Genomic DNA, 25,966 nt, shown 5'->3' with positions numbered 1-25,966 from the left:
TGAGATGTTACTTTAAAGGTTTAAGCTTAATATTTCTCCACTTTACTTTGATTCCCCCTCCGTCATGGATTTGAAGTGCCACGGCTCCTTCACCTTGACCAATTTTTTCGTCGGAGATATGAACCATTTCCACTCCGTTGAGCCAAGAAGTAATGTTTGGGCCGTTGGCAACTATCTTTAAGGTATTCCATTCCCCCATTTTTAAGGCCTTTTCCTTTTCGGCATCCGGCTTGATCAGCCAGCCACGACCATAAGATTCATAAATACCTCCGGTATGCTTGTTTGGGGGGGCTACTTCTACTTGCCAACCAGAAACTTTGGTTCCTTCAAACGTAGAACGAATAAAAACGCCGCTATTGCCGTCACTTTCTTGTTTGAACTCCAAGGTAAGCTCAAAATTCTTATAGTTTTTCTCTGTACTTAGATACCCATATTCAGCTTTTGGGCCACTTTCGCATACCATTAATCCATCCTCCACATACCATTTCTCTGATCCATGATTGATCCATCCATCCAGATTCTTACCATTAAACAGATTAATGGATTCCTGGGCACTTCCCAATTGAAATGCGGCTAGAAAAGCTAAAATCAAACTGTATTTTTTCATGTTTTCTTTTTTTTGGTCCTGTTTTTGAAGCTTTGAAGGTAGGAATTTAGACAGCTAAACAAACCCAGATAGTAGGGTTTTTAGACCAACAGTTGTTCTAATTATACAGACAACAACTAATTGCATCCCAATAACTAAGAAGAAGTTTAACTCAAACAAAATGTCATGGATGTAGTAAAAGAAATTATCAGAAACAGCGCTATAGGTCCATTCTCCAAGAGATTTCAAGGAATGGTGCTCTCCCTATTCGCCTCCATTGTTTGCACCCTGTTCATAATGTTGGTATTGTTACTACGTTATGGGTCCGAAACCAATATTCAATTTGGATACTAACGGTAAATCAAGGCATTTCCAAAATTCTGAAGGTCCAAATCCTGGGACAAATCCAGAAGGAATCCATTAATCACGGCATGAGAGATGACTCCCTCCTTTTCCAAAAAGAAAGTAGGGTTTTGTCCTACAGCCAATCTAAAACTAGGTAATTGATATCCCAATTGGATTTGGTTGATTGGTTCACTTGTGAAGTGATTGGAACTTAGTTTTTTGGACGACAGATAGCCTATCCCTTTCTTTAAAGTACCCAAGATGCCACCAAGATTTTTGGGTTCACCTTGAAAAACATTGGGCGGTACTATGGTATATCCGGAAGCGTCAAAAGTTTCATATCCATAAAAGGTTGAGAGATCCCCTTGATCTACAATGATACTTTTATTGTAGAAGTCTTGATGCCCTTCCAAGTCCACTTCCTGGCGATAGATTCCCAAATCCAAAATATAGTCCTTGCCCAATAGCTTATAGGTTACATTTTCCAGTTTTAAGTCAAACAGTTTACGGTCATTTCTTGGAATCCTCTCATAATCTTCCATGGGAATGTCCAAATAGCTTTCTTTGGCAATAGTGTACAATGCCGACAAAATGGAAACATAGTTTAGTTTTCGGATTTCCTGTTTTTCCACATCATTCCGATAACCTCCAGATTCAATCAAAATTAAGCTGGTGCCCCATTTAGCTATGTTGTCCCCAAATGCCCGTGGCTCAAAATCGTCACTATAGCGCCCTACCTGTCCTGGTGCATAGTTTTGTATGATGTTGTTCATATATACAATGACCCTCATGGCATTGGAACGAACTTCATTGATTTCTTTTTCATAATTATAGGCCGTCGCCAAATAGGAAATGGTAGCGGGCTTGTCCGTAAGCTCTGCATTATAATAGGTACTTTGATCATGCAAATTGAAGCCAAATTTGGCATCCAGGCTATCCCTGATTCGTTTTAAGGTTTGTCCTTCAGGAGATTGCAAACGCAATGCATCCCTGTTGATATCGATTCCCAACGCATTGCGTCTTTGATAGACCTCTGCCCCATCTGGATTGAGCATGGGTAAAAAATGAAGCTTTAATTTCGATAAAATCTCTTGTTTTTCATCTTTAAAATCAGGTGCATCCAAAAAATTCAAGATATCAAATATGGATTGGGTTGCCGTGGGTTCGTTACCGTGCATTTGAGACCACAAAAAAATGTTTTGATCACCGCTCCCTATACTTATGAGGTTCAAATCCCGCCCTTCAATGGACTCCCCTACTTTTTGAACCTCGAATTTTGGGTTGGCATCAAACCTTTGAATCAGTGGTTGCAGTTGGTTATACTTAATTCTCCTTTTGTCGAGACTGGGTTCTTTGTACGTTTCGTAGGTTTCGTAAAGTTTGGAGGTGATGGCTTCCTGAGACTGGCAGTTGACACCTAGAAACCAAATAAAGACAACAGCAATTATTCTAACCATATTATTGTTTTGTTGGAACCGGTTTAAAATTAAATCTTTTTGAGGCCTTCCGTACCTTTTCCATAAAATCTGTTCCGGGGTCGGTTTTTTCAGTACGATAGCCGTCATCCACTTCCAACCATAAGGGGTGATTTTCAAAAAGGGTGTATTCATAGTGACCAATGAGGTAATCGATGTTGTATTTACCCGCCAAATACGCAACTAAATAAATGTTGGATTTCAACTGTGCCTTGGTCAAAGGGGTTTCTGCTGTACCTCCCACATTTTCAACCCCAATGGCACAATGGTTAAGGCCAATGACGTGCCGTGCCATGGTGGTTTCATCCATCAACCTGTAAATGGTTCCATCCCGGTCAATCAAAAACTGAGTGGAGACATTCAACCCACTTACACCCTTAATATCGGGTCGCCAATTGGGTAAAGTAGGGTTCTCAAATGCCTCAAAGGAGCCCTGTAAAGTTGGGATGGCCGTCCAGTGCAGCACAATCATTTTCGGAACAATTTCAGGGATATCCTGCACCAAATTATAGCGCTGATTCAAATATTCTTTGGTCAGGGCTATTCGCTCCTCATTAAAAACAATCGGTTTATCCTTAATTTCTTTTGTGGTAGAGCATGCATTTAGTACCACCGCCAAAATAAATAGTCCAATTTTTTTGCCCATTTGGTTCAATTTTAATTTTGATTGGTTGAATCTATACTTAAGGCGTAGCATATATCTAAGTGTTGTTTCCCCCATTCTCTTGCTTTTCCAACATCGTTCCCCATGTAAATATCAATCCTGTTCTTCCACCTCCTATGCATTTTATCTTTTACATAAAATGTATCTGAAAAAGTATCTATCAATACCATGGTGTTATGCTTAAATCCGATTTTAATCAAATCCCTTGAAACGGCAATGCACTTCATACCAGGTTTTAAGGTGTCGCCCCATGCTGCAATATTGGGATTGCCTTCGGTTTGCCAAGACACAGAATTGTACGCGGAGACAACCACTTCATGACCATACCATTGATACCTATGGGTGCTCTTTTCCTCTTTTACAGGTTTGTTACATCCATAGCATCCAACGACCACTAAAATACCTAATATGTATTGGAACTTATTCAATCAATTTGTTTTCCAGGATAAGTAAGTCAACGTTGTCTTCCTCCCATTGCTTGGACAATGTTTCCGGTACTGGAGTGAAAACATAGGTAAAGCTACTCAAAACAATATCCTCATCACCATCTTGGTCTGTATCCAAGGCATCCATCAAGAACCAGCGTCCAATATTAGGGTTTTCAAGGATTTTTGTGGAAAAATCAAAACTGGCCGCATCCAAGTTGTCCAAATAAACAAAGGACAGTTCCGGAGCATTTTCATAATCCGGAAAGCTACTGATCAATCCAAAATCCAAATCCCCGTCCTGATCAAAGTCCCTGGCCAATAACCTGGTGGCCCCATACAGAGGATAAAAATAGGCTTCAGAAAATGAGTTTGTTCCATCATTTAGGTGGATTCGCATTCCGTGATAGGGCTTGTGTACATAGGACTTGTCCGCATTGTCTCCATTAACGGTGATAATATCATAATAGCCGTCCATATTGTAATCCACCAATTCGAACCAACTGCTACCGTATACCGGGCTAAACTCAAGCACCTTTTCGGCCCTAAACTTCAGGTTTTCCATTTGATATAGTACGGTAATACTTTCGTTTCCCTGGGAAGTAAGCGTTATGAGGTCCAACTTTCCGTCCTTGTCCATATCCTTGCTGAGGGTACGGATACAACCTGGCTGGTTGAGCAGGGTTTGTTTTTGGTATTCGCCCGGCGCATTTTGAATCAAGATGGACAACTGCCCCGTTTCATCACCGAATTCGCTAACAACCATCTCAACATTGCCATCACTGTTCAAATCTTCCATTAGGGTATGCACAGGTCTATGTAACGCATGATTGATGGGGTTTACATCTCCATTTCTTTTGGAAATGAGCTTGCCATGTTCCTGCTCAGAGGGGTCAAGTATCCCCACTTCAGTAATGATTTCCAAGGAATCGCTCTGGTTATACCAAGTTATGGGCGTATTTCCAATAAATATGGTATTCACATTTTTATTTTGAAAATCATAAACACTTAAGTTCCCTTGGATATCCCCATAGTAAATCTGCCCCCCATTCTCTAAAGCCTGCAAATAAGAAATCAACGCCCCATTTTGATTATCCAGGGCAAGAGTCCTTGGTTCGAACGAATCCAGAAACTCCGAAGTTGGAATTTTATTGGGCTCCAGCTCCTCGGGTGCCATATCTAAGATATAGTTTTCCAGCAAAAGCCAATCCGCCAGTTTGATTTTTGGTCGGAATCCTGACTGCACTTGGGTTGGGCCTCGATGCATTTCTTCAATTTCCATTCTTGAAAGCATATCGGGGAGGACACCATTTTTCCATATATCCTTGGGTAAATGCTCAATTTTGGGCAACATATGGCAACTGGCGCAATACTGTTGGTACAACACCACCTCCCTTTTCGGTTTTTCAGGGGCGCAGGAATGAAACATGAAACAAGCTGCAAATAAAGTAAGTGCAGATTGGAGCGTTTTTCGAATTCTGGTCATTGACTGTACTTGATTTGCATTTTAAAACCCGTGCTTGGGTAAGGGAACATAAGTATTGTCATTGGGCATCATGGGAAAAGTTTTATTGGCCCAAGCTGTTCTTGAGGCTTTGATTTTTTCTTTGCTAGAGGAAACAAAATTCCAATAGATATGTCTTTCCTCAGGAAAGGGCTGCCCTCCAAACAACAACAAATGCGAATTCGGAGCCACCAAAATATTACAGGTGTCTTCTACCTTACTGACCAAGATGTTTCCTTTCCCAACCTTTTCTTCACAGGCTTCGATGCTACCTTTATCAATGCAAATTCCGATTTCTCCTTTAAGTTTTCCGTTTACATTCAATTCAAATTCTTCTTTGGTCTTTATTTCAACCATAAACAAGGGTGAATAGGTCGGCACCGGTGACTTTTTATTGTAACCCTCTCCAGCAACGAGTGTGAATTCCGTGGAACCCTCTGCCCATTTAGGAAGTTCATTATTGGGAATATGGTGAAAAGCAGGGTCCATATCCTCCAAATGTTGGGGCAAAGCCACCCAAATTTGATATCCTTGGGCCAAAAAGGTGTTTCCGTTTCTAAGATGCGAAGGGGTACGTTCCGTGTGCGAGACTCCACTTCCTGCAGTCATCCAATTTACGGAACCGGGTTGGATCAACTGTTCTGTACCAATACTATCCCGATGCATGACTTCCCCATCAAAAAGATAGGTCAAAGTGGAAAGTCCTATATGTGGATGCTGGTCCACATCCATATATTTGGTTGGGCCAAGCGTTGTAGGCCCCATATGATCGATGAATATAAAGGGGCCGATCATTCTTTTCTTGCGGAACGGGATTAATCTCCCCACCAAAAAGTCCCCAATATCCCGACTTCTTTCCTCAATGATCATCCCTATGTTGGACATATGGTAAATGTTTATATTTAGTTCCAGAAATTTACGATAAATCTTAATCATGAAACTACTTAAGCGCATTTTGATACTGCTACTCCTGGTAATTGGTGTGGTTGTATACTTGAATTATCCCAAATTGACGATTATCTCTGGTTATGCATCCAAGAACATGGCGTCCAGTGTGTTTGTGGCCGAAAGGTCTGCAGCTTCCATTACCCAAAATGACAATAATGTCCCCCTGATCAAATTGGCCAATACGGAGGTGGACGTACAGGAAAAGTCGGCCAGTTCTTCGGTGTATGGTTTAATGGAGCGCAAGGCAGTGTACCGGGAAGGCTTAGGTACGGTCTTGGTAAACGATGAGTATGACCCAAACGCTACCAACTTCAAACCCAATAGATTCCAACAACAGGATACCATTCCTTATCCCCATGGGCAGGGGGTTCCGCTGGACTCAATTATTGTTGAAATTAATCAAGACCAACTCAACCAAGCTATTGCCATGGCTTTTGGTAACCAAGAGGTTCAAAAGACAAGAACGCTGCTAATTCTCTATAAAGGACATTTGATCGCCGAAAAGTATGTGGAGGGATTTACAAAGGACACTCCAATTTTGGGATGGTCCATGACCAAAAGTGTCTTGGCTACCTGTTATGGAGTTTTAGAACATCAAGGTAAGCTAGAGATGGGGTGGCCCGCTCCCATAACGGAATGGGAAAAAGACGACCGTAAAGAAATTACCTTGAACCACCTGATGCGTATGCAAAGTGGACTGGAATGGGACGAGGACTACTCCAAAATTTCAGATGTAACCCAAATGTTGTTCTTGGAAAGCGATATGACCTTGTCCCAACGAGAAAAAATGTTAGTTGCACGGCCTACGGAAGTTTGGAATTACTCTTCTGGGACGTCCAACCTACTCTCTGGAATTTTGCGCCAACAGTTTAGAAGTCATCAAGAATACCTGGACTTTCCCTATAAAGCTTTTATAGATAAAATTGGGATGCATTCTATGGTACTTGAAGCTGATATTGCCGGGAATTATGTCGGTTCTTCCTATTCCTGGGCCAATACCAGGGACTGGGGCCGATTTGGCCAATTATACTTGGACAGAGGTCATTGGAATGGTGAACAAATTTTTGATGAGGAATGGGTGGAGTACATTACCAAGCCTACTGTACATTCTGAAGATCAGTACGGAGCGCATTTTTGGTTGAATGCAGGAGGTAAGTATCCAGATGTGCCCAAGGATTTATTTTCCTGTAACGGATATCAGGGGCAATATGTGTTTATGATTCCATCCAAAGACCTGGTTGTTGTTCGCACAGGACTGGCAGAAGAGCCAGAGTTTGACGTCAATAGTTTTCTTTCCGCCGTAGTAAAAAGCGTGCAGTAAATCGAAGAAATGTGCTAAAAAGAAGGACTAACCACAACAAAAGGGCAGTTCACAACAATAATTTCTATTACGGGAACACTGGTGGTACATTTACCATGTAATAATTAAGTAAGTAAATTTTTTCATTTTCATATAGTGTTCTCGTAAAAGAGTCTTGACCCAAGTGGCAAGGCTCTTTTTAGTTTTATATACTGCTTGTCTAAACAACAGAATTTGCCCTACTGATAAGTTTTGCAAACAAAACCATTGGATCTTTAAAGAAATATCGAATAGGCGTATGATTCCAGATATGTCTAAATGCCAAAACAATCCAAGGTTTTTTCCGCATTTTAAACTTAAATCCCCGAAGATTATAATAATTCATTTCGCTGTAATGCTTTTCACCCAGTTCATTGCCCAAAGCCGACTGAATTGCAAGGCTTGGAAAGTTAACTCCTGCGCGTAAAGAAGCTAATAATGTAGACCAATAGCGTCCATTGACTTCTAAGACCAAGATTCTATCTTTTGCTATGTCATATATCAAGTCTACTTGGGCAACCCCATTCCAATCCAATGATTTCATTAAGCGTGCAACTATAGATAAAACTTCAGAGTCATGAATCATTTGTATCCCATTGACCGGTGCAAAGTTGCGCTTGTCTCCCAAAATATCTTTTTGAATGGTATGTGCTATAATTTCTCCCTTTTTGCATAGCACCCCACAGCCAATATCGTATCCAGCTATGTACTCTTGAAATAAAAACTCCCCATCTTTATTATTGGTTTCTTCGTTGCATATCTTTTGTAATTCTCCCTTTTCTTTTAAAAGCACAATACCCTTCCCCATCCCGGTTTCTGTTACCGCATGTGGTTTAAACAAGAGTGGAAAACGCAAATTCTCAATATTGGACAATTTACAATCTGAGGTCACATAAGAAAGAGGTCCAGATATGTTATTGTTCTCCAAATGTTTGGAAAACGCAATTTTATTGGTAACTGTACTTAAGGAGTTTGATGGAGGTAAATCAACGATTTTTACATTTTTGGGTAGCAGCTCTTTATTCGTTGATAAAAAGTGAATTAAACTTTCTTGTATAGGAAGAATGATATCAATTCCCAGTTTTTCGCAAAGGTCATTTATCTTTAGCTGAAGCTCTTCATTCGTTATTTCTAACGGACATATGGTTACAGTCTTTATAAAACGGGAATGCCTATAAAACTGTTTTTTTTCATTTACTATAACATGAATTTCTGTATCCTTGGATTGCGCTAGACAATACAAGATTCTATCAAAGACCCCAGCCCCGGCATCCGGAATTAAAACCACTGTCTTTTTCCTCATAAAGTTTTTGGGTAGTATGTCTAAGGAATCCAATTATTCTTACCAAAATTGGGCTTTCTTTTTTCCAAAAACGCATTTCTACCCTCTTTGGCCTCTTCGGTCATATAAGCTAAGCGAGTGGCTTCTCCGGCAAATACTTGCTGCCCTACCATGCCATCATCAGTTAGATTCATGGCAAATTTGAGCATTTTAATGGAGGTTGGGGACTTGGCCAATACCTCCTGGGCCCATTCATAGGCAGTGGATTCAAGCTCGTCATGTGGAACAACCGCATTTACCATTCCCATTTCATAAGCTTCCTGTGCAGAGTAGTTCCTACCTAAAAAGAAAATCTCACGGGCCTTTTTCTGACCTACCATTTTGGCCAAATAGGCCGAACCATAGCCTCCGTCAAAACTGGTCACATCGGCATCGGTTTGTTTAAAAATGGCATGTTCTTTACTGGCCAAGCTCATATCGCAGACCACATGAAGACTGTGTCCCCCCCCAACGGCCCAACCAGGTACAACGGCAATCACCACCTTGGGCATAAAACGGATTAGACGTTGGACTTCCAAAATGTTCAATCTGTGATATCCATCTTCTCCTACGTATCCTTGGTGTCCCCGTGCTTTTTGATCGCCTCCACTGCAAAATGCCCATTTCCCATCTTTCGTTGAAGGGCCTTCCCCAGAAAGCAACACAACTCCAATGGAGGTATCTTCTTGAGCATCATAAAATGCTTGGTATAGCTCACTTGTAGTCTTGGGTCTAAAAGCGTTCCTAACATTGGGGCGATTAATGGCAATCCGAGCGACGCCATCGCACTTTTTATAGGTTATATCTTCAAATTCCATGGCAGTCTGCCAATTCGGTGTATTCGTCATTCAATAAATATTTGCCCAAAGATAAATAGATTGAGCATATTGATAAGGCTCGTCGCATTTCATCGAGATCTTTGGATTCTTTAAAATATGAATTGATAGAATCCGTTGCTATAGGTAAAGAAACACTTATGAACACCCCAAAATCTTACTTCGCGTTTTCCCTTTTCTTAATGCTTTCAGTTTTAGTGATGTCCTGCAGTACAGAGGAAGTGATGCCCGATACGGAATCAGAAAATGAAATGACGGATACCACTGGTGAGGACAACGAAAACACAGACGATCCAGATGATCCGGATAACCCGGAAGAACCAGAGGCTCCATCCACTTTAACCTTGGAGGATGGTTTTACCATTGATGAAGCGTACCAATTAACCAATTTGATTCTTTCCGAAAGTGAATACAACAAATTCCTGGTGGATGAGGGCGATATGCGAGTGGTGACCAACAAGGTCTACGAATTTTTCAATGATGACTTTGATTTTATCATCATCCTAAACGTAGAGGACTCCCAACCCGATAATCTGTACTATGGTTTGTCAACGCCTGCGCAAAACGATATTGAGGGATTAGGCAGGGATATTTGGGATAACACAGCTGCCTTTGGGTCTTCAGGAAAATTAAAGACCGTCATCCATATGCCACGGGCAGAATATATCAGAAACGGCCCTTTCTTACATGAAATCCAACATTATTGGACCAATCATGGTATCATCCCCACTACAGCTGGAGGGCATTGGGGATACTCCAATGTGGGAGGCCAGTTAGGAGGTTTTGAAGAAATAGAGGATTTGGGCAGTGGAAGATATCGCGGAAGTGTTGGAGGCGAAGTGGGATTTGGAACGGTGGCCAATGGTGGAAATTCCGTGCCTTACGCCAATTTAGAACTCTATGCCATGGGGCTTATTGATCCCGACGAATTGGAGTCGGTTATCGTAGCAGAAAATCCAGCTTCAACTGGGGAATTTGGTGTTTTTACCGCTGATGCCCTGACCACGTATACGGCTGCCAATATTATTGCGGAACACGGTGCTCGCGTTCCCTCCTTTGGTAACGCCCAAACCGAATTTAAAGCGCTTGTGGTTGTACTTTCTGCCGGAGCAGTGCCGCAAGATACCTGGGACACCCTGAATTCCAATTTGGAGAATTTTGCCAAGCAAGGAGACCCTGATGGTACATGGGGCAGTCTTTATAATTTTTGGACCGCTACAGGAGGTAAAGCCTCCTTTAGTTTTGAGATAATTGGCGGCAATCTGAAATAAATCATGCTGAGCTTGTCATTGGTTTTTGAAATAGAGGCAAAATTTCTGATCTTCGTAACCAGTGAAAGCTATTGTTCAAACTTCTTATGGTCACCCTGAAAAAGTACTCCAACTACAGGAAGTGCAGACCCCACTACCCAAAGCAAATGAGGTTCAAATCAACATAAAAGTTACCACAATCAATGATTATGATTGGGCAGTGGCCACAGGCAAACCCCATTTGTACCGCCTGATGTTTGGCCTGTTCAAACCCAAAAAGAGCATTCCGGGAATGGAATTGGCCGGTGTGGTTTCCAACGTTGGGGAGCAAGTAAAAGATTTTAAGATTGGGGACAAGGTCTTTGGCGATATCTCCGAACATAATTTTGGGAGTTTTGCCGAATACATCTGCCTGTCTCCGGAGGCAATCAGGAAAATGCCAGCCAATATGGATTTTGGGCAAGCAGCTGCCATCCCCCATGCTGCTTTGTTGGCCCTGCAAGCTTTCGATAAGGTAAACCTAGAAGAGGGTCGGAAAGTCTTGATCAATGGCGGTGGCGGAGGGGTTGGCACCCATGGGCTTCAGCTGGCCAAACTTAAAAACTGTGAAGTTACGGGAGTGGATTCAGGCGAGAAATTAGAGGCTATGCTAAAACTAGGATTTGATCATGTTCTGGATTACCAAGAAGAGAATTTTACCAAAACCGGAATTCAATATGACATCATTCTGGACTGTAAAACAAACCAATCTGCATTCGCCTATAGAAGGGCACTAAACCCAAAAGGAAAATACATTTCCATTGGTGGTAAGCTAAACCGGTTGGTTCAACTACTGATTGTAGGAGGGATTTTATCCAAGCTAAGCCAAAGAAAATATCAGATATTGGCCCTTAAAGCGAATTTGGGATTGGAACGTATTGCAGAACTATATGTTCAAAACAAGCTAAAACCAACCATTGATGGCCCCTATTCCCTTGAGGACATCCCAAGGTTGGTCCAATATTTTGGTGAAGGAAAACATAAGGGTAAAATTGTAATCGATTTAGATGAGTCCCGACCATCTTGATGTTTGTTACGCCTAATTAAATTCAATGACTGAATTGACCATTACGACATACGAAGAACAGGATTATTCGGATTGGAGGGATATGGCCTTAAAACTCTTTAATGATTATCCTGCAGAAGAGATTGAAAGAGGATTGAAATCCATCCTTAAAAAATCTAGTCAACAAACTTTTATGGCCAAGGATGATGGAATCTCCGTGGGTTTTATAAGCACCTCCCTACGCGTAGACTATGTTGAAGGTTCTACAACCTCTCCTGTGGGTTATATAGACATGATTTATGTCAAGAATGCGCATAGAAAACATGGTTTAGCCCGACAGCTCTTTGAACAGGCCGAAGCTTGGGCCAGGAGAAAAGGCTGCACCGAAATGGGCTCCGATACATGGCTATGGAATACCGATGCCCAGCAATTTCACGAGAAAATCGGATTCCGGAAGGAAGACGTGCTGGTTCATTACATCAAAACCATTAAGGAATAGGTATTTCTGAATTTTTCCTTTTCCATTTCATTCCAAATAACACACGCGTCAACATGGTATTTCGGATGATATAGTGGTACAATACCCATATAACCCCTAAACAAATCACGATCAACAGCATTAACTTAACCGCTATAGGTAATTCCCATTGCAGTACATAATACCCGCTGGCAACGATCACGGCTTGGTGCATAATATAAAACGGATAGACCGCTGTATTCAAATAGCTCAAGTACTTGTTTTCAAAGTTCAAGTATTTCATGGTATAACCAATAGAAGCCAGAATAATGGTCCAGATATGAAACCCATTCATCAAGCCGAAGGTATAAATCTGTTCTTGTTCCTGAGGTTTATTATACTCCCAGTTCCAAAAATATTTCCACATAAGAACTAGGGCCAATACCAAGGCAATTCGCGCAAAAAACTTTCGGTGTTTTAAGCAGGTCTGCCAGAATGTTTCCAGATTCCCCAATACAAAACCAAACAGGTAAAACGTGATGGATGAAACAAACACATACCAATCGTCAATAAGGCTGCCCTGCTCTGGCCAATCGATATACAAGAGAAAAAAATACTGCACAAAAGGAAGGGCCAACGCCAAATGGGCTATAGGACTTCGAAAAATTGCATTGAAAAAAGGTTTCAGACGATCAAACCATTTCACCTTGGAGAAAGAAAAGACGGGAAGCAATAGAATAGTAAAGACAAATAGATAGGCAACAAACCACATATGGCTCCAGGTAAATGCCCCGTCTGGATAGGGAACTATATCATAGACGGTGGGATAGAAATCTAAAAACCCCTCCTGTATCCTCCCCTTTTGCAACCACTCAAAATAAACTTGAAAAGGAGTGATGAAAAAAATGGCGAAGGCCAGAGGAATGAACAATCGAACAAACCGTTCTCCAATAAAAGCTGGAATTGACCTTTTCCTTAAAGAGAACCGTACCCCAACCCCGGCTATGAAAAACAGCAATGGCAAACGCCATTGGTGCAGCCACCAAATAACACGGGTAATCCATGTGGAAGTCTCTTTGTTGTTGATTTCCCAGGTATAGTGTTCCACAAAAGGCACCGCACAATGAAAAAGGATGAGCGTACCAAATGCCATGACTCGTAGCCAGTCTATATAATGCAGTCTTTTGACCATGTTGATTGGTATTGGTTCTATCTTGAAGACTGAAAAAATTGAACTAAGGTTGCCTGATGGCCTCAATATTGAGATAGATATACGCTTCAAATAATTTCAATTAGATTTGAACATGGGAAAACTTAAAGTCATCACCCACCCTGATTTTGAAACCAGAATGCAGAATTATCCTTTAGGAATAAAAGAAAAAATGCAAGGGTTAAGAGGCTTGGTATTGGAAGCCGTTCGTGAGATGGATGGTATAACCCATTTGGAAGAAACCTTGAAGTGGGGCGAACCCAGTTTTGTGACCAAACAAGGAAGCACCCTTCGAATGGATTGGAAATCCAGGACTCCAGATCAATATGCGCTTTACTTTCAATGTACCAGCAAATTGGTGCATACTTTCCGATTGGTTTTTGCCAATGACTTCGCATTTGAGGGCAATCGAGCCATTTTGTTTCCCGTTAATTCCGAGTTACCTGCCGAAGAACTGAAGGCATGTATTCAGGCCACGCTTAACTATCATAAAGTAAAGCATTTACCAACTTTAGGTCTTTGATTATCCAAGTTAACTTACTAAATATTAGTGTTTTGTCTTCAAAATTTAGTATCTTAGTAAGCAATCCCTTACAGTTCCCCTAGTTTATAAATGTTTGGTCCGAAGGTCAAACGTGTTGCTGCCTCAGAGCACTAAAAAAGATGTCATGAGAACGTTATTAAATGGCATGGGAACTCCCTGGGTACTTTCAATATTGTTAGTGTCCCTAACCCTCTTTTGCCTGTCCTGTAAACCCGAGAAGAAAACATCTGCTGATTCTACTGAGATTGGAAAGGTGGTGGAAGTCGTCACGGAGAACATGGACTTTCAAATGTCAGATACCATAACTTCCGGGTGGAACACTTTTCGGTATAAAAATCTATCCACTGAAACACATTTTATCCTTGTGGACAAATACCCTCCAGGTAAAACTGCCGAGGACGCTGAAAAAGTGATAGGACCCATTTTTGATGCTGGAATGAAACTCATCAATGAAGGTAAAATGGATGAGGCCATGGAAGCCTTTGGCCAATTGCCGGAGTGGTTCAGTGAGGTGAAATTTCTTGGTGGAACAGGGTTGCTGTCCCCTGGTGAAACTGCCGAGACGACCCTATACCTAGAGCCGGGCAATTACATTTTGGAGTGTTATGTAAAAATGGGCAACGGCATTTTCCATACGTCCATGGGTATGACCAAGGATTTGGTGGTCTCGGAGCAAAAATCGGGGAACCAGGGATTAAAGGCCAATATTAACCTAAGTGTATCCAGCACCAATGGTATTTTTACCAAGGATTCCATTGTGGGCGGACTGCAGACTTTTTCTGTTCATTTTGTAGACCAGATTGTACACGAAAATTTTGTGGGCCACGATATCAATTTGGTAAAACTGGGCAAAGATGCCAATATGGAAGAACTGGAAGACTGGATGAACTGGGCCACCCCAACCGGACTCATGGAGCCAGCACCCGAAGGACTTACCTTTTTGGGCGGGGTAAACGACATGCCCGCCGGACGCACCGGCTATTTTACCGCCCAATTGGACCCCGGTAATTATGTGCTGATTTCTGAAGTTCCCAATCCTACGTCCAAAGGTTTGCTGCGAACTTTTACCATCAAGTAAGACCTATTTCTTACCGAGTACCGGATATAGTTTTTGCTTAAAATCTGATACTACAGCACCTGAGCCCGAACTTATTACATGTCCCCAATCCTGTTAATAGCATTTTTCCTATCCCTGTTTCAAATTCAAAGCACAAGTTTTTTTTTCGAATAGCATCTAATTATACCTAAACAGTATAATCGATTTATTATGAAAAAAGAAAATTTAAAATGGGCTATGGCATCAGCAAATGGAAATAGGATAACTGCAATAAAAACGATATTTAGAGTCTCATGGGTTCTATTTATGGGAATACTATTCTTTGCTTGTAGTGACGATGATAGCATAACATCTGCAGAAGAGGAGCAAGTAATAGATGATACTGAAGAGGTGGTGGATGATACGGATTTTGAAGCAACGGACTGGACCACTGAAACCCATAGTAATGATGTGGACCCAAATTTTGATGAAGTTTTTGAAGACCTTGCTGTTAAACGTATCGATATTGAAATAACGGAGGCTCGCTGGCAAAGTATGTTGGATGATATGACGGAAACCTATGGTACTTTTGGCTCTGGAGGTATTGGCGGTGGATTGATAGATACTGACGAAGACCCAATTTTTGTTCCCGCTGAGGTATATTACAATGGAGTTGAATGGTATAGAGTTGGTGTTCGTTTTAAGGGGAATTCAAGTTTGCAATCAACTTGGCAACAGGGAAACTTAAAATTATCGTTTAAGCTTGATTTTGATGAGTTTGAAGACGATTATCCTCAAATAGACAATCAACGTTTTTATGGATTCAAAAAATTGCATTTAAAGAATAATTTTGACGACAACTCAATGTTGAGGGAAAAAGTTGCAGGGGATGTGTTTATAAATGCTGGATTGGCAGGTTCGCATACCGCATTTTATACGGTTTACGTGGACTTTGGTGAAGGTCCAATATATTTTGGGGTATATACCATGGTAGAAGATGTAGAGGATACTGTTTTGGCAGCAAATTACTCTGATGATGATGGCAACCTTTATAAACCCGACGGGGATGCGGCCAGTTTTGCAGAAGGCACTTATGATGAAGATGAATACGTTAAGAAAAACAATGAAGATGAAGCCGATTTTTCAGATGTATCTGCATTACTTTCCATTTTGCATGACGATTCCAGAACAACAGATGCTGCAACTTGGCGGGAAAATCTGGATGCCATTTTTGATACCGATGTTTTCCTTAAATATCTAGCAGCAAACACGGTAATTCAGAACTGGGACACCTATGGACTCATGACCCATAATTACTACTTGTATAATAGCCCAGACACCTATAAATTGACATGGATACCCTGGGACAATAATGAGGCCTTGCAAACTGGCAAAATGGGTGGAGCGCTATCTTTGGATTTTTCAGGATTAAGTGCATCGGAATGGCCATTGATAGGTTACTTATATCAAGATGCTGTTTACAAAGAGAAATATGACACTTATGTCCAGGAAATAATCAATGACGCTTTTAGCGTTAGCAACATTCAGTCACAATATGCAACGTATTCTGCATTGATAGAGCCTTACGCCACATCAGAAATTGAAGGTTATACTTTTTTAAACAATAGCGCTGAATTTCAAGCGGCTGTTAGTGAGCTAAATTCGCATGTTACCGAACGTGTTACCGCAGCCAATGATTATTTGGATTGATTTGGATTCCTATTGAATCACAATGAAGTGACTTTAAGTGGTTTTCTTTTGGTGATTGGCGGCAACAATGAAGGTGTCAAATTTTGTATTCTGATAAATATGGGCTAATATCACGCCCATGAGATTGCGTGTACTTTTTTACCTGGTTTTTGCATGGATGGTTTGTTCTTGTATCCCAAATGAAAACCCTTCAACCTTACCCAATATCGTGTTGATCAACATAGACGATATGGGTTGGAAAGATTTGGGTTTTATGGGCTCAGAATTTTATGAGACCCCCAATTTGGATGCCTTGGCCAAACAGGGGATGGTTTTTACTAACGGCTATGCGGCTGCCGCCAATTGTGCCCCTAGCCGCGCCTGCTTAATGACCGGACAATGGACTCCTAAGCATGGTATTTATACCGTGGCCAGTTCTGAAAGAGGAAATGCCAGGCATCGAAAGCTTATCCCAACCAAAAACACAACAACCTTGGCACAAAAGCATAAGGTATTTCCGGAGGTTTTACAGCAACATGGTTATTCAACCTGCCATGCTGGTAAATGGCATTTAAGCGAAAATCCTTTGGACTTTGGTTTTGAAAAGAATATTGGCGGCGGGCATAACGGACATCCCAGTAGTTATTATCCACCCTACAAAAACGTAAAGATTGAAGCCGGGAAAAATGGGCATCTAACGGACCTGGTCATGGAACAAACGCTAGCGTTTGTGGATTCGGTTAGTGGCCCCTTCTTTTTATACTATTCTCCCTATGCGGTTCATACGCCCATACAGCCGATAACGACATTGCTGGACAAATACGAAAACAAGGCAGGAAGTCAAGGGCAGAACAATGCGGCCTACGCCACCATGGTTGAAAACTTGGATAGAAACATAGGTTTGCTCCTGTCTAAACTTAAAGAAAAAGGCCATTTTGAGCATACGCTTATAGTTTTTACCTCGGACAATGGAGGATTGTATGGAATAACCCAGCAAAAACCGCTTCGCGCTGGAAAAGGTAGTTACTACGAGGGAGGAATCCGGGAACCCTTCTTTTTTGTTTGGAAGGATAAAATCCAACCCAATACCATCAGTGAAGTTCCTATCACCAATTTGGACCTGTTCCCTACCCTTCTTGGTGCGGCGGGTATCGAATATGAGGAGGATCTTCTTGACGGGGGCAATCTATTGCCCCTTTTATCCGGTTCCAAAAATCAGCTGGAAAGGGCATTATACTGGCACTTTCCCATTTATTTGCAGGCTTATGATGAGAAAAATAATGAGAATAGAGATTCATTGTTTCGGACACGTCCGGGTTCAGTAATACGCGATGCGGATTGGAAGTTACATTACTATTTTGAAGATAAGGGAATGGAGCTGTACAACTTGAAAGACGATATTGGAGAAGGTCATAATCTGGTTTTGGAGCATCCTGAAAAAGCTATGGAACTTCTGGGTCAGCTTACATTGTGGTGGCAAGAAACCCAAGCTCCTATTCCCTCCGAACTAAATCCAGAATATCAAGAATAAACTAGGCAGATTTGGATTTTTAGAATTCCCTCATTTAGGTTTGTTCTTTTCCTCAATCCATTTTCCCATGTATTTGGTCGCGGCCAAACCTTGTTGATGAAGCATCTTACCTACAAGATTTTGGGTTCGATGAATTTCCAATTGGTTTCCAAGGTTTTCCAAGCACTCAATAAACTTATCTTGGAGTTTTCGTTTTGCATATAGGGAATTGATGATCATAATTCCATGGGTTTGAGCTTGACTCCATTTTTCTTGGTTTTGGTAAAGCTCAATTGCACATTGGGCAAAACCCTCCAGATTCGGGCAGATAAAACCTGGCCACTGGAAATTGTCATTCATTCCTTCGGCACCAACAGGTGTCGTTATCGAGGGCGTTCCGTTACTCATGGCATCAATCAACTTTCCCTTTATTCCTGCACCAAATTGAATTGGCGCTAATAGGAGTCTGGCATTTTGTAAGACGGCATCCAAATCTTCAACCCATCCTTTGACCTCAAAACCTTCTTTTGGGTTGTGCATTTCCAACACCTGTTGTGGAAGGTATGCGCCATAAACTAGAAGCCTTGTGTTAGGTAATGCCTTTTTTATTTGGGGCCAAATATTCTTTTTCAAGGTTTTTATGGCCTCCACATTTGGGGCATGCTTGCCATTACCCACACATACAAAGTCCTGACACTCGTTAAAGTTAGGCCATGATAGCACATCATCTGGATAAAGCTCATATGCCATCAGCGGTAAATACAGTAATATGTTATCCGGCACTTTGGCCTCTTGGGTCAAAAGCTGCATTTCATAGGACGAAACCATAAGCGATAAATCAGAACGATAAATGCTGGCCAATTCCCGAAGGGCCATGGGGTGGTTCTTCCAATGATTCACATTGAACCCTTCTCCTATTTTGTAGCAATCTTCTCGGGATTTACGCAAAGAGTGCAAATCTTCAGTGTTCAACACTCTAACTGCCTGAGGAGCACACTCAGCTACGCGCCATCCAAATTGCTCCTCGGTTATAAAGCGGTCAAAAACCACAATATGAGGTTTTAAGTCCTGAATAAATTTGTCAAAACTGGAATGGTTCATTTGCAAGCTTACTGACTCAACTTGCATAGCGTCCAAATCCAAGCTATATGGAGTAGGCGTTGCCGTGGAACCAAAAATTACTGTATAACCAAAATCCCTAAAGGTTTCCAAAAGCTGCATCATCCGCTGACCAGCTGCTGTAGTGGTAGGCTCTGGCCATACTTGCCCTATGATTAGGATTTTATTCACTTGTTCAGTTAACAATAATCAATTGGCAATGTACAATAACGGGCTGGTAAATCGAACCCTCAAGTGGACTATTAATGTGATAAGAGTTAAAGGTTATCGGTTACTTGGTTAATGGTAAAGGGTGGTAGGCTGTTGGATGCTTAAAATGGGAAAAAATCTAACATCTATTGTCTCAAGTCTAATATCTGGTATCTACATCAGTGCTGCAAACTTCTTGGAAATGCTGGAACGAAGTTTTCGTTCGTAATCTTCCTCCAGCCACTCTTTATAGTTCTTGGTATTGTTCATGATGCAATAAGAATATTGTCGTACCCTATACGAAATTTCTTCTTTGAGCTCCTTGGCCAGGATTCTGGCATCAAAGACATCCTCGCTGTTTTCCACACAGATTTTGGCGTGCTGTTCAATGCTCATTTCCAATACTTCTTTGGACTTTTTTCCTTGAGCAAAAACTTTTTTGTACTCTTCTTTAATATTGAAGGTTATTTCCTGGGATTTACTGAATTTGGCCTTAAGTTCATCGGGCATTTCATAAACAAACTCGCGCTCAATATCTTCATCATTCTTAATGTTCTCCAAATAGAAATCCGGGAAGTGGAATATTTCCTGCCAGTCCACAGGGGCATCCCATGGCCCAAAGCGTGCCAGGTTGTTTCCCAAATCTATTACCGAAAACTCATCCTTGTTTTCCAAGATTCGGGAACCTCTACCAATCATTTGGAAATATAGGGTTAGGGAACGGGTTGCCCTGTTTAGGATGATGGATTGCACCGAAGGCTCATCAAAACCAGTGGTCAAGATACTTACCGAGGTTAAAATGGCTTCCGGGGTGTTTGCAAACCAATCCAGAATTTCACGCCTTTCGTTAGCCGTGTTCTTGTTATCCAGATGTCGGATGTTGTAGCCTGCTTTTTTAAAAGTTTCGTATACGTAAAGGGATGTGCTAATTCCGTTATTGAAAATCAAGGTTTTGGTCCCTTTGGCCACATCCTCATAGGCTGTCAGCAGCTTGCCAAGCATACTATGATTGCCATAAAATTCATCAGAGGATTTCACAGTATAGTCCCCGTTAATGCCCAACTTTAATGTTCGAAGGCTTACATCATAATTATAGAGGTTGGCCTTGGCCAAAAACCTTTTTTCAATCAAAGATTTGATGGACTCTCCAATGATAAGGTGCTTGTAGTTGTCCTTCATGGGAAGTTTGATATTGGAGCTTAATGGCGTGGCCGTCACTCCCAAAATGGTGGACTCCTCAAAATACTTAAAAAGCTTTCTGAAGGAGTTGTAGTGCGCCTCATCAATAATCACCAACCCAATATTGTTCAGCTTTACCTTCTCTTCCTGAAGTCGATTGTTGAGCGTTTCCACCATGGCCACAAAGCACATATACTCATCTTGGTCGTAGAGCTCTTTTACTTCGCTATTGATAATTTTATTGGCCACACCAAAACCGTGTAGCATTTTGGAAGTTTGGCCGCTCAATTCGATTCGATGCGTAAGTACGATGACCTTTTTACCGGTTTCTTGGGTATATTTTCGGGTGATTTCCGAAAAAACCACAGTCTTCCCTCCTCCTGTAGGCAATTGGTACAAGATATTGGTGCCTTGAGGCAACTCATTAATGTGTTTGAAAATCTTTTTTAGATCTTCTTGCTGGTAATCGTATAAGTTTTTTTTGCTAACGGCTTTTTCTATCTCCAACGGAAAATATGGATTAAAGGTTCCAAAATATCAAACCTTACAAAATTAGCGGTTTTTTACACTCGGGTTGAGTAATGTTGTCGCATTTCTTTTAAAATACTATCAACAATCGCCTAGGTCGCTGATAATGAATAAGTTTCCTGCTTGCTAATAACATTTTAATAACAATAACATTTGGCACTTGGAAAATTGTGTTTTAAAGTGTATTATGAATGCTTAAATTCACTTCAATCCTAAACACACCAATGAGGCAGTTAAAAATTATAAAACAAGTAACCAACCGTGAATCAAAATCCCTTGACAAATATTTACAGGATATCAGTAAGATTGAACTGATTACTGCTCAAGAAGAGGTGGAATTGGCACAAAGGATTCGTGAGGGTGATCAAGCTGCTTTGGAAAAGTTGACCAACGCCAATCTAAGGTTTGTGGTTTCTGTAGCAAAACAATATCAAAATCAAGGATTGACCCTACCCGATTTGATCAATGAAGGGAATTTGGGATTAGTGAAAGCTGCACAACGGTTTGATGAGACCCGTGGGTTCAAATTTATCTCTTATGCTGTATGGTGGATTCGACAGTCCATTCTTCAGGCTCTGGCCGAACAGTCCCGGGTGGTAAGACTTCCATTGAACAAGATTGGGTCCATCAACAAAATCAAAAAGACTTTTTCCTATCTGGAACAGGCTCATGAAAGGCCCCCTTCTGCCGAAGAAATTGCCAAGGAACTGGATATGACCGTTTCCGAAGTGAAACAATCCTTAAAGAACACCGGAAGACACGTATCCATGGATGCTCCATTGAAGGAAGGAGAAACTTCCAGCCTTTACGATGTTCTAAATTCATCCGAATCTCCAAAGCCAGACAAGGATTTAATGCACCAATCCCTCTATACCGAAATCAACAGAGCATTGGAGACCCTATCACCCCGAGAAGCCGATGTTGTTCGCTTGTACTACGGTATTGGAGATCAGCAGTCCATGACCTTGGAGGAAATAGGAAGCACATTTGATTTGACAAGGGAGCGGGTGCGTCAAATAAGGGAAAAGGCCATTCGGAAACTAAGACATACTTCCAAGAGCAAGATTTTGAAGTCTTATCTTGGTTGAGAACCAATGCTACACTTAAAATGAAAAAAGGGTTGCGATGGCAACCCTTTTTTAATGCTTTATACCCAGGTCCAACTTATGGACGGCTTAATTGACTGATATTAAAATCTGTCAACATTTGATTTAAATCTTGGATAAAACTCAAATAAGCGGTGTTTTCCTGGTTTTGATTTTTCATGAACTAAGGTTTTGGGGTGTTTGTTCTATAAATAATCCAACTCTGCGAGTTCGTTTAAGCTCAGTATTTCATTTAATTCTTGAAGAAATGCCAAATATTCTTCACCGTAGGTATCGTATAACATAATTATTAAGTGGTTTTTTGTTTGGGGTTATACTTATAACGTGAACTTAACACAAAGATTATGAAAGGGCAATATTTTGTGGTAAAACAAGTGAATTTAGTGGTGAAGTCTGTTAATGGGATTTCTGGAAAATGGATTGTTAGACCTACAAAGTACGAAAACGGTAAGAAAACAAGAGCAGTGGGACTTGCGAACCATAATCAATGGTTCAAACTACTAGGAATCCAAGATATCCAAAGGAACGCCGAAGTCCATATCCAGATCGGGATCCACATCAGAAGGCTCTATATTGAACTCTTCGTAGATAAAGCACAAGTCCATGGGCAAACGTGTTTTTTCTGATGGATCGGCAATTCCCAATTTTTCCAGGAGTGCACACCTAATTTCAAATGCTCTGGTGCTGATCTTATGATTATCATGGGTTTCCAGTTCTTCCAGCAAGGCCAAATCCTTTTTGTCCCCAATCTCCAACATTTGGTCAATTAGCATGAGCTTACAGTCCACATCTGTGGCATGCTCCAATAAAGGAAAGAAGACACTTTGGTGATATTCCGGAAGGTTTTTGACCATATAGGTTTTTACATATTTCTGAGGACATCAATTTCAAAATCGACCAATTCCTCAACTTTTGGGTACTCTACCAAGAACTGTTGGTATAGGAAATTTAAGTATTTTATGTCATTATCCGTCTTGCAGACCGTACTCATTTGTTCGGTAATCTCCAGTAAACTAACGGTTTTCATCATTTTAAGACAGGCCTGTATCTTTTGACAGGCAAAATCTACCCCTCGGAAATTCTCAGTTTGAAGATGCACTTTGATCTTTCCAATAAACTCCAAGACATTCTGCTTATAAATTCGAACCAACTCCTCCAAAAGCTCCATTTGGCCCATGCATTCCTCCAAAACCGGTTTTAAATTGACCTTTGATGTGGTCATCAAGGATTCGAGGTTTTTCCCAATCAGTAATTGGTTATTCTGGACTGTGGTTTTGGATTGATCCGAGTCATCATTTTTTAACCGTTTTCCAACTTTATGCAATGCCCTTACAATCTCTCTTTGCCGTTGATCCAAGTTGGTCTTGTCCAAAAGCGCTATCAGGGTTAACAACTGAGTTATTGAATCGGCTTTGGTAAAGCTCTCATCAATAAGCGAAGAAGACGAAGCCTGGATCCCCACTTGCTCGTAGATCACATCCAACTGTTTCATTTCTGGAACACCAAAGACTTTGTCTTCCAGTCCAGTTCTAAAAATATCGAAAGAGCGCTTAAGTTTTCCTGCTTCTTCTGTTCCCAGTTCCTCATACGAGAAGCTGCTCAATCCAATTTCAAGTTTTTCCAAATATGTTAATAACTCCCTAGTTCCCAAACTATGTACAATTAATGGTTCTTATTAGCCTGAATATGTACATTCCACTTGGGAGCAACAACTAAATGTTCTCTACTGCTTCCAATTTGTTGTCAAAATGCGTTATTTGTAGGTGTAAATTTAATACCATGAGATATTTTCAAATTTTGTTCTGTTTTCCTTTGTTATTTTCATGCGCTGAAAAGAAATCCGAAAAAACAGAAAGCTTGGAAGAAAAGGCCCAAAAAATCCATCAAAAAGTCATTACCATAGATACCCATGACGACATCAATGTGAAGAATTTCACGGACAGTATAAACTATACCCAAAGACTGGAGACCCAGATAAATCTACCCAAAATGGAAGAAGGCGGATTGGATGTTGCCTGGTTGATCGTTTATACAGGTCAGGATTCTTTGAATGCCGAAGGATATGCAGCGGCCTCCGACAATGCGATTTCCAAATTTGAGGCGATCCATAGGTTATGCGAGGAATATGCGCCTGACCAAATTGAGCTGGCCTTTTCCTCCAAAGATGTAAGACGGATTACTGAAGCGGGCAAAAAAGTGGCCATGATCGGAGTGGAAAATGCATATCCGATTGGTGAGGATCTTTCCAAGTTTGAAGACTATCATAACCGAGGTGCGCGATATATTTCTCTATCCCATAACGGACACAGCCAGTTTTGTGATTCCAATACTGGTGAAGCGGACGATGAATGGCTGCATAATGGTTTAAGTGACTTGGGCAAACAGGCTGTAAAAGAGATGAATAGGCTAGGAATTATGATTGACATCTCCCATCCATCTGTTGAATCCATGAAACAGATGGTTCAACTTTCGGAAGCACCTATAATTGCTTCGCATTCTTCCGCAAGGGCGCTATGCGACCACAGTAGGAATTTGAGTGACGAACAGTTGCTGCTTCTTAAGGCAAATGGTGGCGTGGTCCAGACTGTTGCCTTTAGCTCCTACTTAAACACGGAAAAACATGAAGCTCGAGCGGCTTATATGAAGGAAGTGAACCTGAAGATTGCAGATTCACTTGAATTAAATTGGTACGATCGTTCCATGTTCTCCTCATTGACCAAGGAGCAGCAAAATGAGTTTATGGAGAACTACCCCAAAATATCCAAACTTGGGAATGAAAAGGCTGCCAAGGATTCCAATGCTCCAGAAGCCGTTGGCGTTTCCGATTTAGTGGATCACATAGACTATATGGTTAAACTTATTGGGATTGACCATGTAGGTATCAGCTCCGATTTTGACGGCGGAGGCGGTATAGCTGGGTGGTCTGATGCTTCAGAAACCTTTAACGTAACCTTGGAACTGGTCAAAAGAGGATATTCCGAAGAGGATATTGCCAAATTATGGGGGGAAAACTTGCTTCGGGTCTTGGATGAAGTTCAAAGCTTAGCTGAGGTTAAGAAATCTTAAGCATTTTCCAAGGCTTCTTTATCTTTTTTGGCCAACCTGTCTTTAACGTACTCTATTTTCGTTTTACCGTGAGGTGTAGGATTTCCATTTGCGTCAAGGTTTACCATAATTATGTTATCTACGGTAACGATGCTTTCATGGTTCATTTTGTTTCGTACTTCACAGTTCAATGAAATTGAAGTATGACCAAATTTGGTGACCTCCATTCCTATCTCCACAATATCACCTTCAACGGCTGTACTCATAAAATTGATTTCTGATATATATTTGGTCACCACTTTTTTACTTTCCAGCTGAATAATACTATATAATGCCGCTTCCTCATCTATCCATGCAAGTACTTTACCTCCGAACAGAGTTCCATTTGCATTAAGATCCTCGGGTTTTACCCATTTTCTGGTGTGAAATCTCATACTAAAAGGGATTTATTTGACTTGTTTTACAACAAAATTAGGTCAAAACGGAAATGCTCAATCCCAAAAGAATCTTAATGGCAATCGAATTATGAAATCAGGATAACTGAGGGTGGTAGATTTAGGAATTGGCAATTTTGGCTTTCAATAATTGCCAAATAAAAAACTATTTTTTCAAACTT

General features: G+C 41.1%; 25 protein-coding genes. 11 read left to right on the top strand and 14 right to left on the bottom strand.

What is annotated here, in order from left to right; genetic code table 11:
• Nucleotides 1-7 precede the first annotated feature (7 nt).
• The gene (locus tag FGG15_RS02570; RefSeq protein WP_138832898.1) at nt 8-607 is read right to left on the bottom strand and encodes a 3-keto-disaccharide hydrolase; all 600 of its coding nucleotides are present in this window, start codon (nt 605-607) and stop codon (nt 8-10) included.
• Between the two features lie 165 nt (nt 608-772).
• Between FGG15_RS02570 and FGG15_RS20040 the strand changes: the two genes are divergently transcribed.
• Nucleotides 773-940 carry a hypothetical protein gene (locus FGG15_RS20040; RefSeq protein ID WP_161991901.1) on the top strand — a complete coding sequence of 56 codons (168 nt, stop codon included), beginning with the start codon at nt 773-775 and terminating at the stop codon, nt 938-940.
• Here the strand turns inward: FGG15_RS20040 and FGG15_RS02565 are convergent.
• From FGG15_RS02565 to FGG15_RS02545, 5 genes are read right to left on the bottom strand one after another with little or no spacing between them, the layout of a single operon-like run.
• Entirely contained in the window at nt 937-2,388 is a 1,452-nt protein-coding gene (locus FGG15_RS02565; RefSeq protein ID WP_138832896.1) for a M14 family zinc carboxypeptidase, read from the bottom strand. The two genes, FGG15_RS20040 and FGG15_RS02565, sit on opposite strands and share 4 nt — an antisense overlap.
• Before the next feature lies 1 nt (nt 2,389).
• Nucleotides 2,390-3,052: a peptidoglycan recognition protein family protein gene (locus FGG15_RS02560; RefSeq protein ID WP_138832894.1), complete on the bottom strand. Its 663-nt coding sequence runs from the start codon at nt 3,050-3,052 to the stop codon at nt 2,390-2,392.
• 11 nt (nt 3,053-3,063) lie between these two features.
• Nucleotides 3,064-3,498 carry a 3D domain-containing protein gene (locus FGG15_RS02555; protein WP_237561729.1) on the bottom strand — a complete coding sequence of 145 codons (435 nt, stop codon included), beginning with the start codon at nt 3,496-3,498 and terminating at the stop codon, nt 3,064-3,066.
• Nucleotides 3,491-4,981 (bottom strand): FG-GAP repeat domain-containing protein, encoded by a 1,491-nt coding sequence (locus FGG15_RS02550; RefSeq protein WP_138832892.1) that lies wholly within the window; start codon nt 4,979-4,981, stop codon nt 3,491-3,493. Before FGG15_RS02550 ends, FGG15_RS02555 begins: the two co-directional genes overlap by 8 nt.
• A gap of 21 nt (nt 4,982-5,002) precedes the next feature.
• Nucleotides 5,003-5,884, bottom strand: a complete 882-nt coding sequence (locus tag FGG15_RS02545; protein WP_138832890.1) for a pirin family protein — start codon at nt 5,882-5,884, stop codon at nt 5,003-5,005.
• A 49-nt stretch (nt 5,885-5,933) separates the two neighbouring features.
• On the opposite strand from FGG15_RS02545, the gene FGG15_RS02540 reads away from it, so the two are divergent.
• A complete protein-coding gene (locus tag FGG15_RS02540; protein WP_138832888.1) occupies nt 5,934-7,268 on the top strand; it encodes a serine hydrolase domain-containing protein in 1,335 nt (444 codons plus the stop codon).
• Nucleotides 7,269-7,467: 199 nt separating this feature from the next.
• On the opposite strand, the gene FGG15_RS02535 is transcribed toward FGG15_RS02540, so the two are convergent.
• Both FGG15_RS02535 and FGG15_RS02530 read right to left on the bottom strand, forming a co-directional pair.
• Entirely contained in the window at nt 7,468-8,574 is a 1,107-nt protein-coding gene (locus FGG15_RS02535; protein ID WP_161991900.1) for an ATP-grasp domain-containing protein, read from the bottom strand.
• 35 nt (nt 8,575-8,609) lie between these two features.
• A complete protein-coding gene (locus FGG15_RS02530; RefSeq protein ID WP_138832884.1) occupies nt 8,610-9,455 on the bottom strand; it encodes a 1,4-dihydroxy-2-naphthoyl-CoA synthase in 846 nt (281 codons plus the stop codon).
• A 128-nt stretch (nt 9,456-9,583) separates the two neighbouring features.
• Here FGG15_RS02530 and FGG15_RS02525 point away from each other — a divergent pair, with 128 nt between their 5' ends.
• From FGG15_RS02525 to aac(6'), 3 genes are all read left to right on the top strand, one after another.
• On the top strand, nt 9,584-10,714 hold the full coding sequence (locus tag FGG15_RS02525; protein ID WP_138832882.1) for a hypothetical protein: 1,131 nt from the start codon (nt 9,584-9,586) through the stop codon (nt 10,712-10,714).
• Between the two features lie 61 nt (nt 10,715-10,775).
• Nucleotides 10,776-11,759, top strand: coding sequence for an NAD(P)-dependent alcohol dehydrogenase (locus FGG15_RS02520; RefSeq protein WP_138832879.1), 984 nt, complete (start codon nt 10,776-10,778; stop codon nt 11,757-11,759).
• 25 nt (nt 11,760-11,784) lie between these two features.
• Nucleotides 11,785-12,237 carry an aminoglycoside 6'-N-acetyltransferase gene (aac(6'), locus tag FGG15_RS02515; RefSeq protein WP_138832877.1) on the top strand — a complete coding sequence of 151 codons (453 nt, stop codon included), beginning with the start codon at nt 11,785-11,787 and terminating at the stop codon, nt 12,235-12,237.
• On the opposite strand, the gene FGG15_RS02510 is transcribed toward aac(6'), so the two are convergent.
• A complete protein-coding gene (locus FGG15_RS02510) occupies nt 12,227-13,387 on the bottom strand; it encodes an acyltransferase family protein (protein ID WP_202619521.1) in 1,161 nt (386 codons plus the stop codon). The genes aac(6') and FGG15_RS02510 overlap by 11 nt on opposite strands.
• 112 nt (nt 13,388-13,499) lie before the next feature.
• Here FGG15_RS02510 and FGG15_RS02505 point away from each other — a divergent pair, with 112 nt between their 5' ends.
• The 4 genes from FGG15_RS02505 (at nt 13,500) to FGG15_RS02490 (ending at nt 18,205) form a co-directional block, all read left to right on the top strand.
• Complete coding sequence (locus FGG15_RS02505; protein ID WP_138832875.1) at nt 13,500-13,928, top strand: DUF1801 domain-containing protein; 429 nt, start codon at nt 13,500-13,502, stop codon at nt 13,926-13,928.
• 145 nt (nt 13,929-14,073) lie between these two features.
• Entirely contained in the window at nt 14,074-15,027 is a 954-nt protein-coding gene (locus FGG15_RS02500; protein ID WP_138832873.1) for a hypothetical protein, read from the top strand.
• 189 nt (nt 15,028-15,216) lie between these two features.
• On the top strand, nt 15,217-16,695 hold the full coding sequence (locus tag FGG15_RS02495) for a CotH kinase family protein (protein WP_237561728.1): 1,479 nt from the start codon (nt 15,217-15,219) through the stop codon (nt 16,693-16,695).
• A 118-nt stretch (nt 16,696-16,813) separates the two neighbouring features.
• Nucleotides 16,814-18,205, top strand: a complete 1,392-nt coding sequence (locus FGG15_RS02490) for a sulfatase (protein ID WP_138832871.1) — start codon at nt 16,814-16,816, stop codon at nt 18,203-18,205.
• Nucleotides 18,206-18,235: 30 nt separating this feature from the next.
• On the opposite strand, the gene FGG15_RS02485 is transcribed toward FGG15_RS02490, so the two are convergent.
• A complete protein-coding gene (locus FGG15_RS02485; RefSeq protein WP_237561727.1) occupies nt 18,236-19,474 on the bottom strand; it encodes a glycosyltransferase in 1,239 nt (412 codons plus the stop codon).
• A gap of 192 nt (nt 19,475-19,666) precedes the next feature.
• The gene (locus FGG15_RS02480) at nt 19,667-21,178 is read right to left on the bottom strand and encodes a DEAD/DEAH box helicase (protein ID WP_138832869.1); all 1,512 of its coding nucleotides are present in this window, start codon (nt 21,176-21,178) and stop codon (nt 19,667-19,669) included.
• Between the two features lie 245 nt (nt 21,179-21,423).
• Here FGG15_RS02480 and FGG15_RS02475 point away from each other — a divergent pair, with 245 nt between their 5' ends.
• Nucleotides 21,424-22,287: a sigma-70 family RNA polymerase sigma factor gene (locus FGG15_RS02475; RefSeq protein ID WP_138832867.1), complete on the top strand. Its 864-nt coding sequence runs from the start codon at nt 21,424-21,426 to the stop codon at nt 22,285-22,287.
• 518 nt (nt 22,288-22,805) lie between these two features.
• Here FGG15_RS02475 and FGG15_RS02470 read toward each other — a convergent pair.
• Complete coding sequence (locus tag FGG15_RS02470; RefSeq protein WP_138832865.1) at nt 22,806-23,159, bottom strand: hypothetical protein; 354 nt, start codon at nt 23,157-23,159, stop codon at nt 22,806-22,808.
• A gap of 8 nt (nt 23,160-23,167) precedes the next feature.
• A complete protein-coding gene (locus tag FGG15_RS02465) occupies nt 23,168-23,929 on the bottom strand; it encodes a hypothetical protein (protein WP_138832863.1) in 762 nt (253 codons plus the stop codon).
• 155 nt (nt 23,930-24,084) lie between these two features.
• Here FGG15_RS02465 and FGG15_RS02460 point away from each other — a divergent pair, with 155 nt between their 5' ends.
• Entirely contained in the window at nt 24,085-25,371 is a 1,287-nt protein-coding gene (locus tag FGG15_RS02460; RefSeq protein ID WP_138832861.1) for a dipeptidase, read from the top strand.
• Here FGG15_RS02460 and FGG15_RS02455 read toward each other — a convergent pair.
• The gene (locus FGG15_RS02455; RefSeq protein WP_138832859.1) at nt 25,368-25,784 is read right to left on the bottom strand and encodes an acyl-CoA thioesterase; all 417 of its coding nucleotides are present in this window, start codon (nt 25,782-25,784) and stop codon (nt 25,368-25,370) included. The genes FGG15_RS02460 and FGG15_RS02455 overlap by 4 nt on opposite strands.
• Nucleotides 25,785-25,966 lie beyond the last annotated feature (182 nt).

The sequence above is a fragment of the Flagellimonas algicola genome (assembly GCF_005937185.1).
GTDB classification, from domain to species: domain Bacteria; phylum Bacteroidota; class Bacteroidia; order Flavobacteriales; family Flavobacteriaceae; genus Flagellimonas; species Flagellimonas algicola.
This window is presented reverse-complemented; position numbering and strand designations above follow the sequence as displayed.

Coding starts and splice junctions, on each gene's coding strand:
- FGG15_RS02570 (WP_138832898.1), bottom strand. CDS start 607: ATGAAAAAATACAGTTTGATTTTAGCTTTTCTAGCCGCATTTCAATTG.
- FGG15_RS20040 (WP_161991901.1), top strand. CDS start 773: ATGGATGTAGTAAAAGAAATTATCAGAAACAGCGCTATAGGTCCATTC.
- FGG15_RS02565 (WP_138832896.1), bottom strand. CDS start 2,388: ATGGTTAGAATAATTGCTGTTGTCTTTATTTGGTTTCTAGGTGTCAAC.
- FGG15_RS02560 (WP_138832894.1), bottom strand. CDS start 3,052: ATGGGCAAAAAAATTGGACTATTTATTTTGGCGGTGGTACTAAATGCA.
- FGG15_RS02550 (WP_138832892.1), bottom strand. CDS start 4,981: ATGACCAGAATTCGAAAAACGCTCCAATCTGCACTTACTTTATTTGCA.
- FGG15_RS02545 (WP_138832890.1), bottom strand. CDS start 5,884: ATGTCCAACATAGGGATGATCATTGAGGAAAGAAGTCGGGATATTGGG.
- FGG15_RS02540 (WP_138832888.1), top strand. CDS start 5,934: ATGAAACTACTTAAGCGCATTTTGATACTGCTACTCCTGGTAATTGGT.
- FGG15_RS02530 (WP_138832884.1), bottom strand. CDS start 9,455: ATGACGAATACACCGAATTGGCAGACTGCCATGGAATTTGAAGATATA.
- FGG15_RS02525 (WP_138832882.1), top strand. CDS start 9,584: ATGAACACCCCAAAATCTTACTTCGCGTTTTCCCTTTTCTTAATGCTT.
- FGG15_RS02510 (WP_202619521.1), bottom strand. CDS start 13,387: ATGGTCAAAAGACTGCATTATATAGACTGGCTACGAGTCATGGCATTT.
- FGG15_RS02505 (WP_138832875.1), top strand. CDS start 13,500: ATGGGAAAACTTAAAGTCATCACCCACCCTGATTTTGAAACCAGAATG.
- FGG15_RS02500 (WP_138832873.1), top strand. CDS start 14,074: ATGAGAACGTTATTAAATGGCATGGGAACTCCCTGGGTACTTTCAATA.
- FGG15_RS02495 (WP_237561728.1), top strand. CDS start 15,217: ATGAAAAAAGAAAATTTAAAATGGGCTATGGCATCAGCAAATGGAAAT.
- FGG15_RS02490 (WP_138832871.1), top strand. CDS start 16,814: ATGAGATTGCGTGTACTTTTTTACCTGGTTTTTGCATGGATGGTTTGT.
- FGG15_RS02475 (WP_138832867.1), top strand. CDS start 21,424: ATGAGGCAGTTAAAAATTATAAAACAAGTAACCAACCGTGAATCAAAA.
- FGG15_RS02470 (WP_138832865.1), bottom strand. CDS start 23,159: ATGGTCAAAAACCTTCCGGAATATCACCAAAGTGTCTTCTTTCCTTTA.
- FGG15_RS02460 (WP_138832861.1), top strand. CDS start 24,085: ATGAGATATTTTCAAATTTTGTTCTGTTTTCCTTTGTTATTTTCATGC.
- FGG15_RS02455 (WP_138832859.1), bottom strand. CDS start 25,784: ATGAGATTTCACACCAGAAAATGGGTAAAACCCGAGGATCTTAATGCA.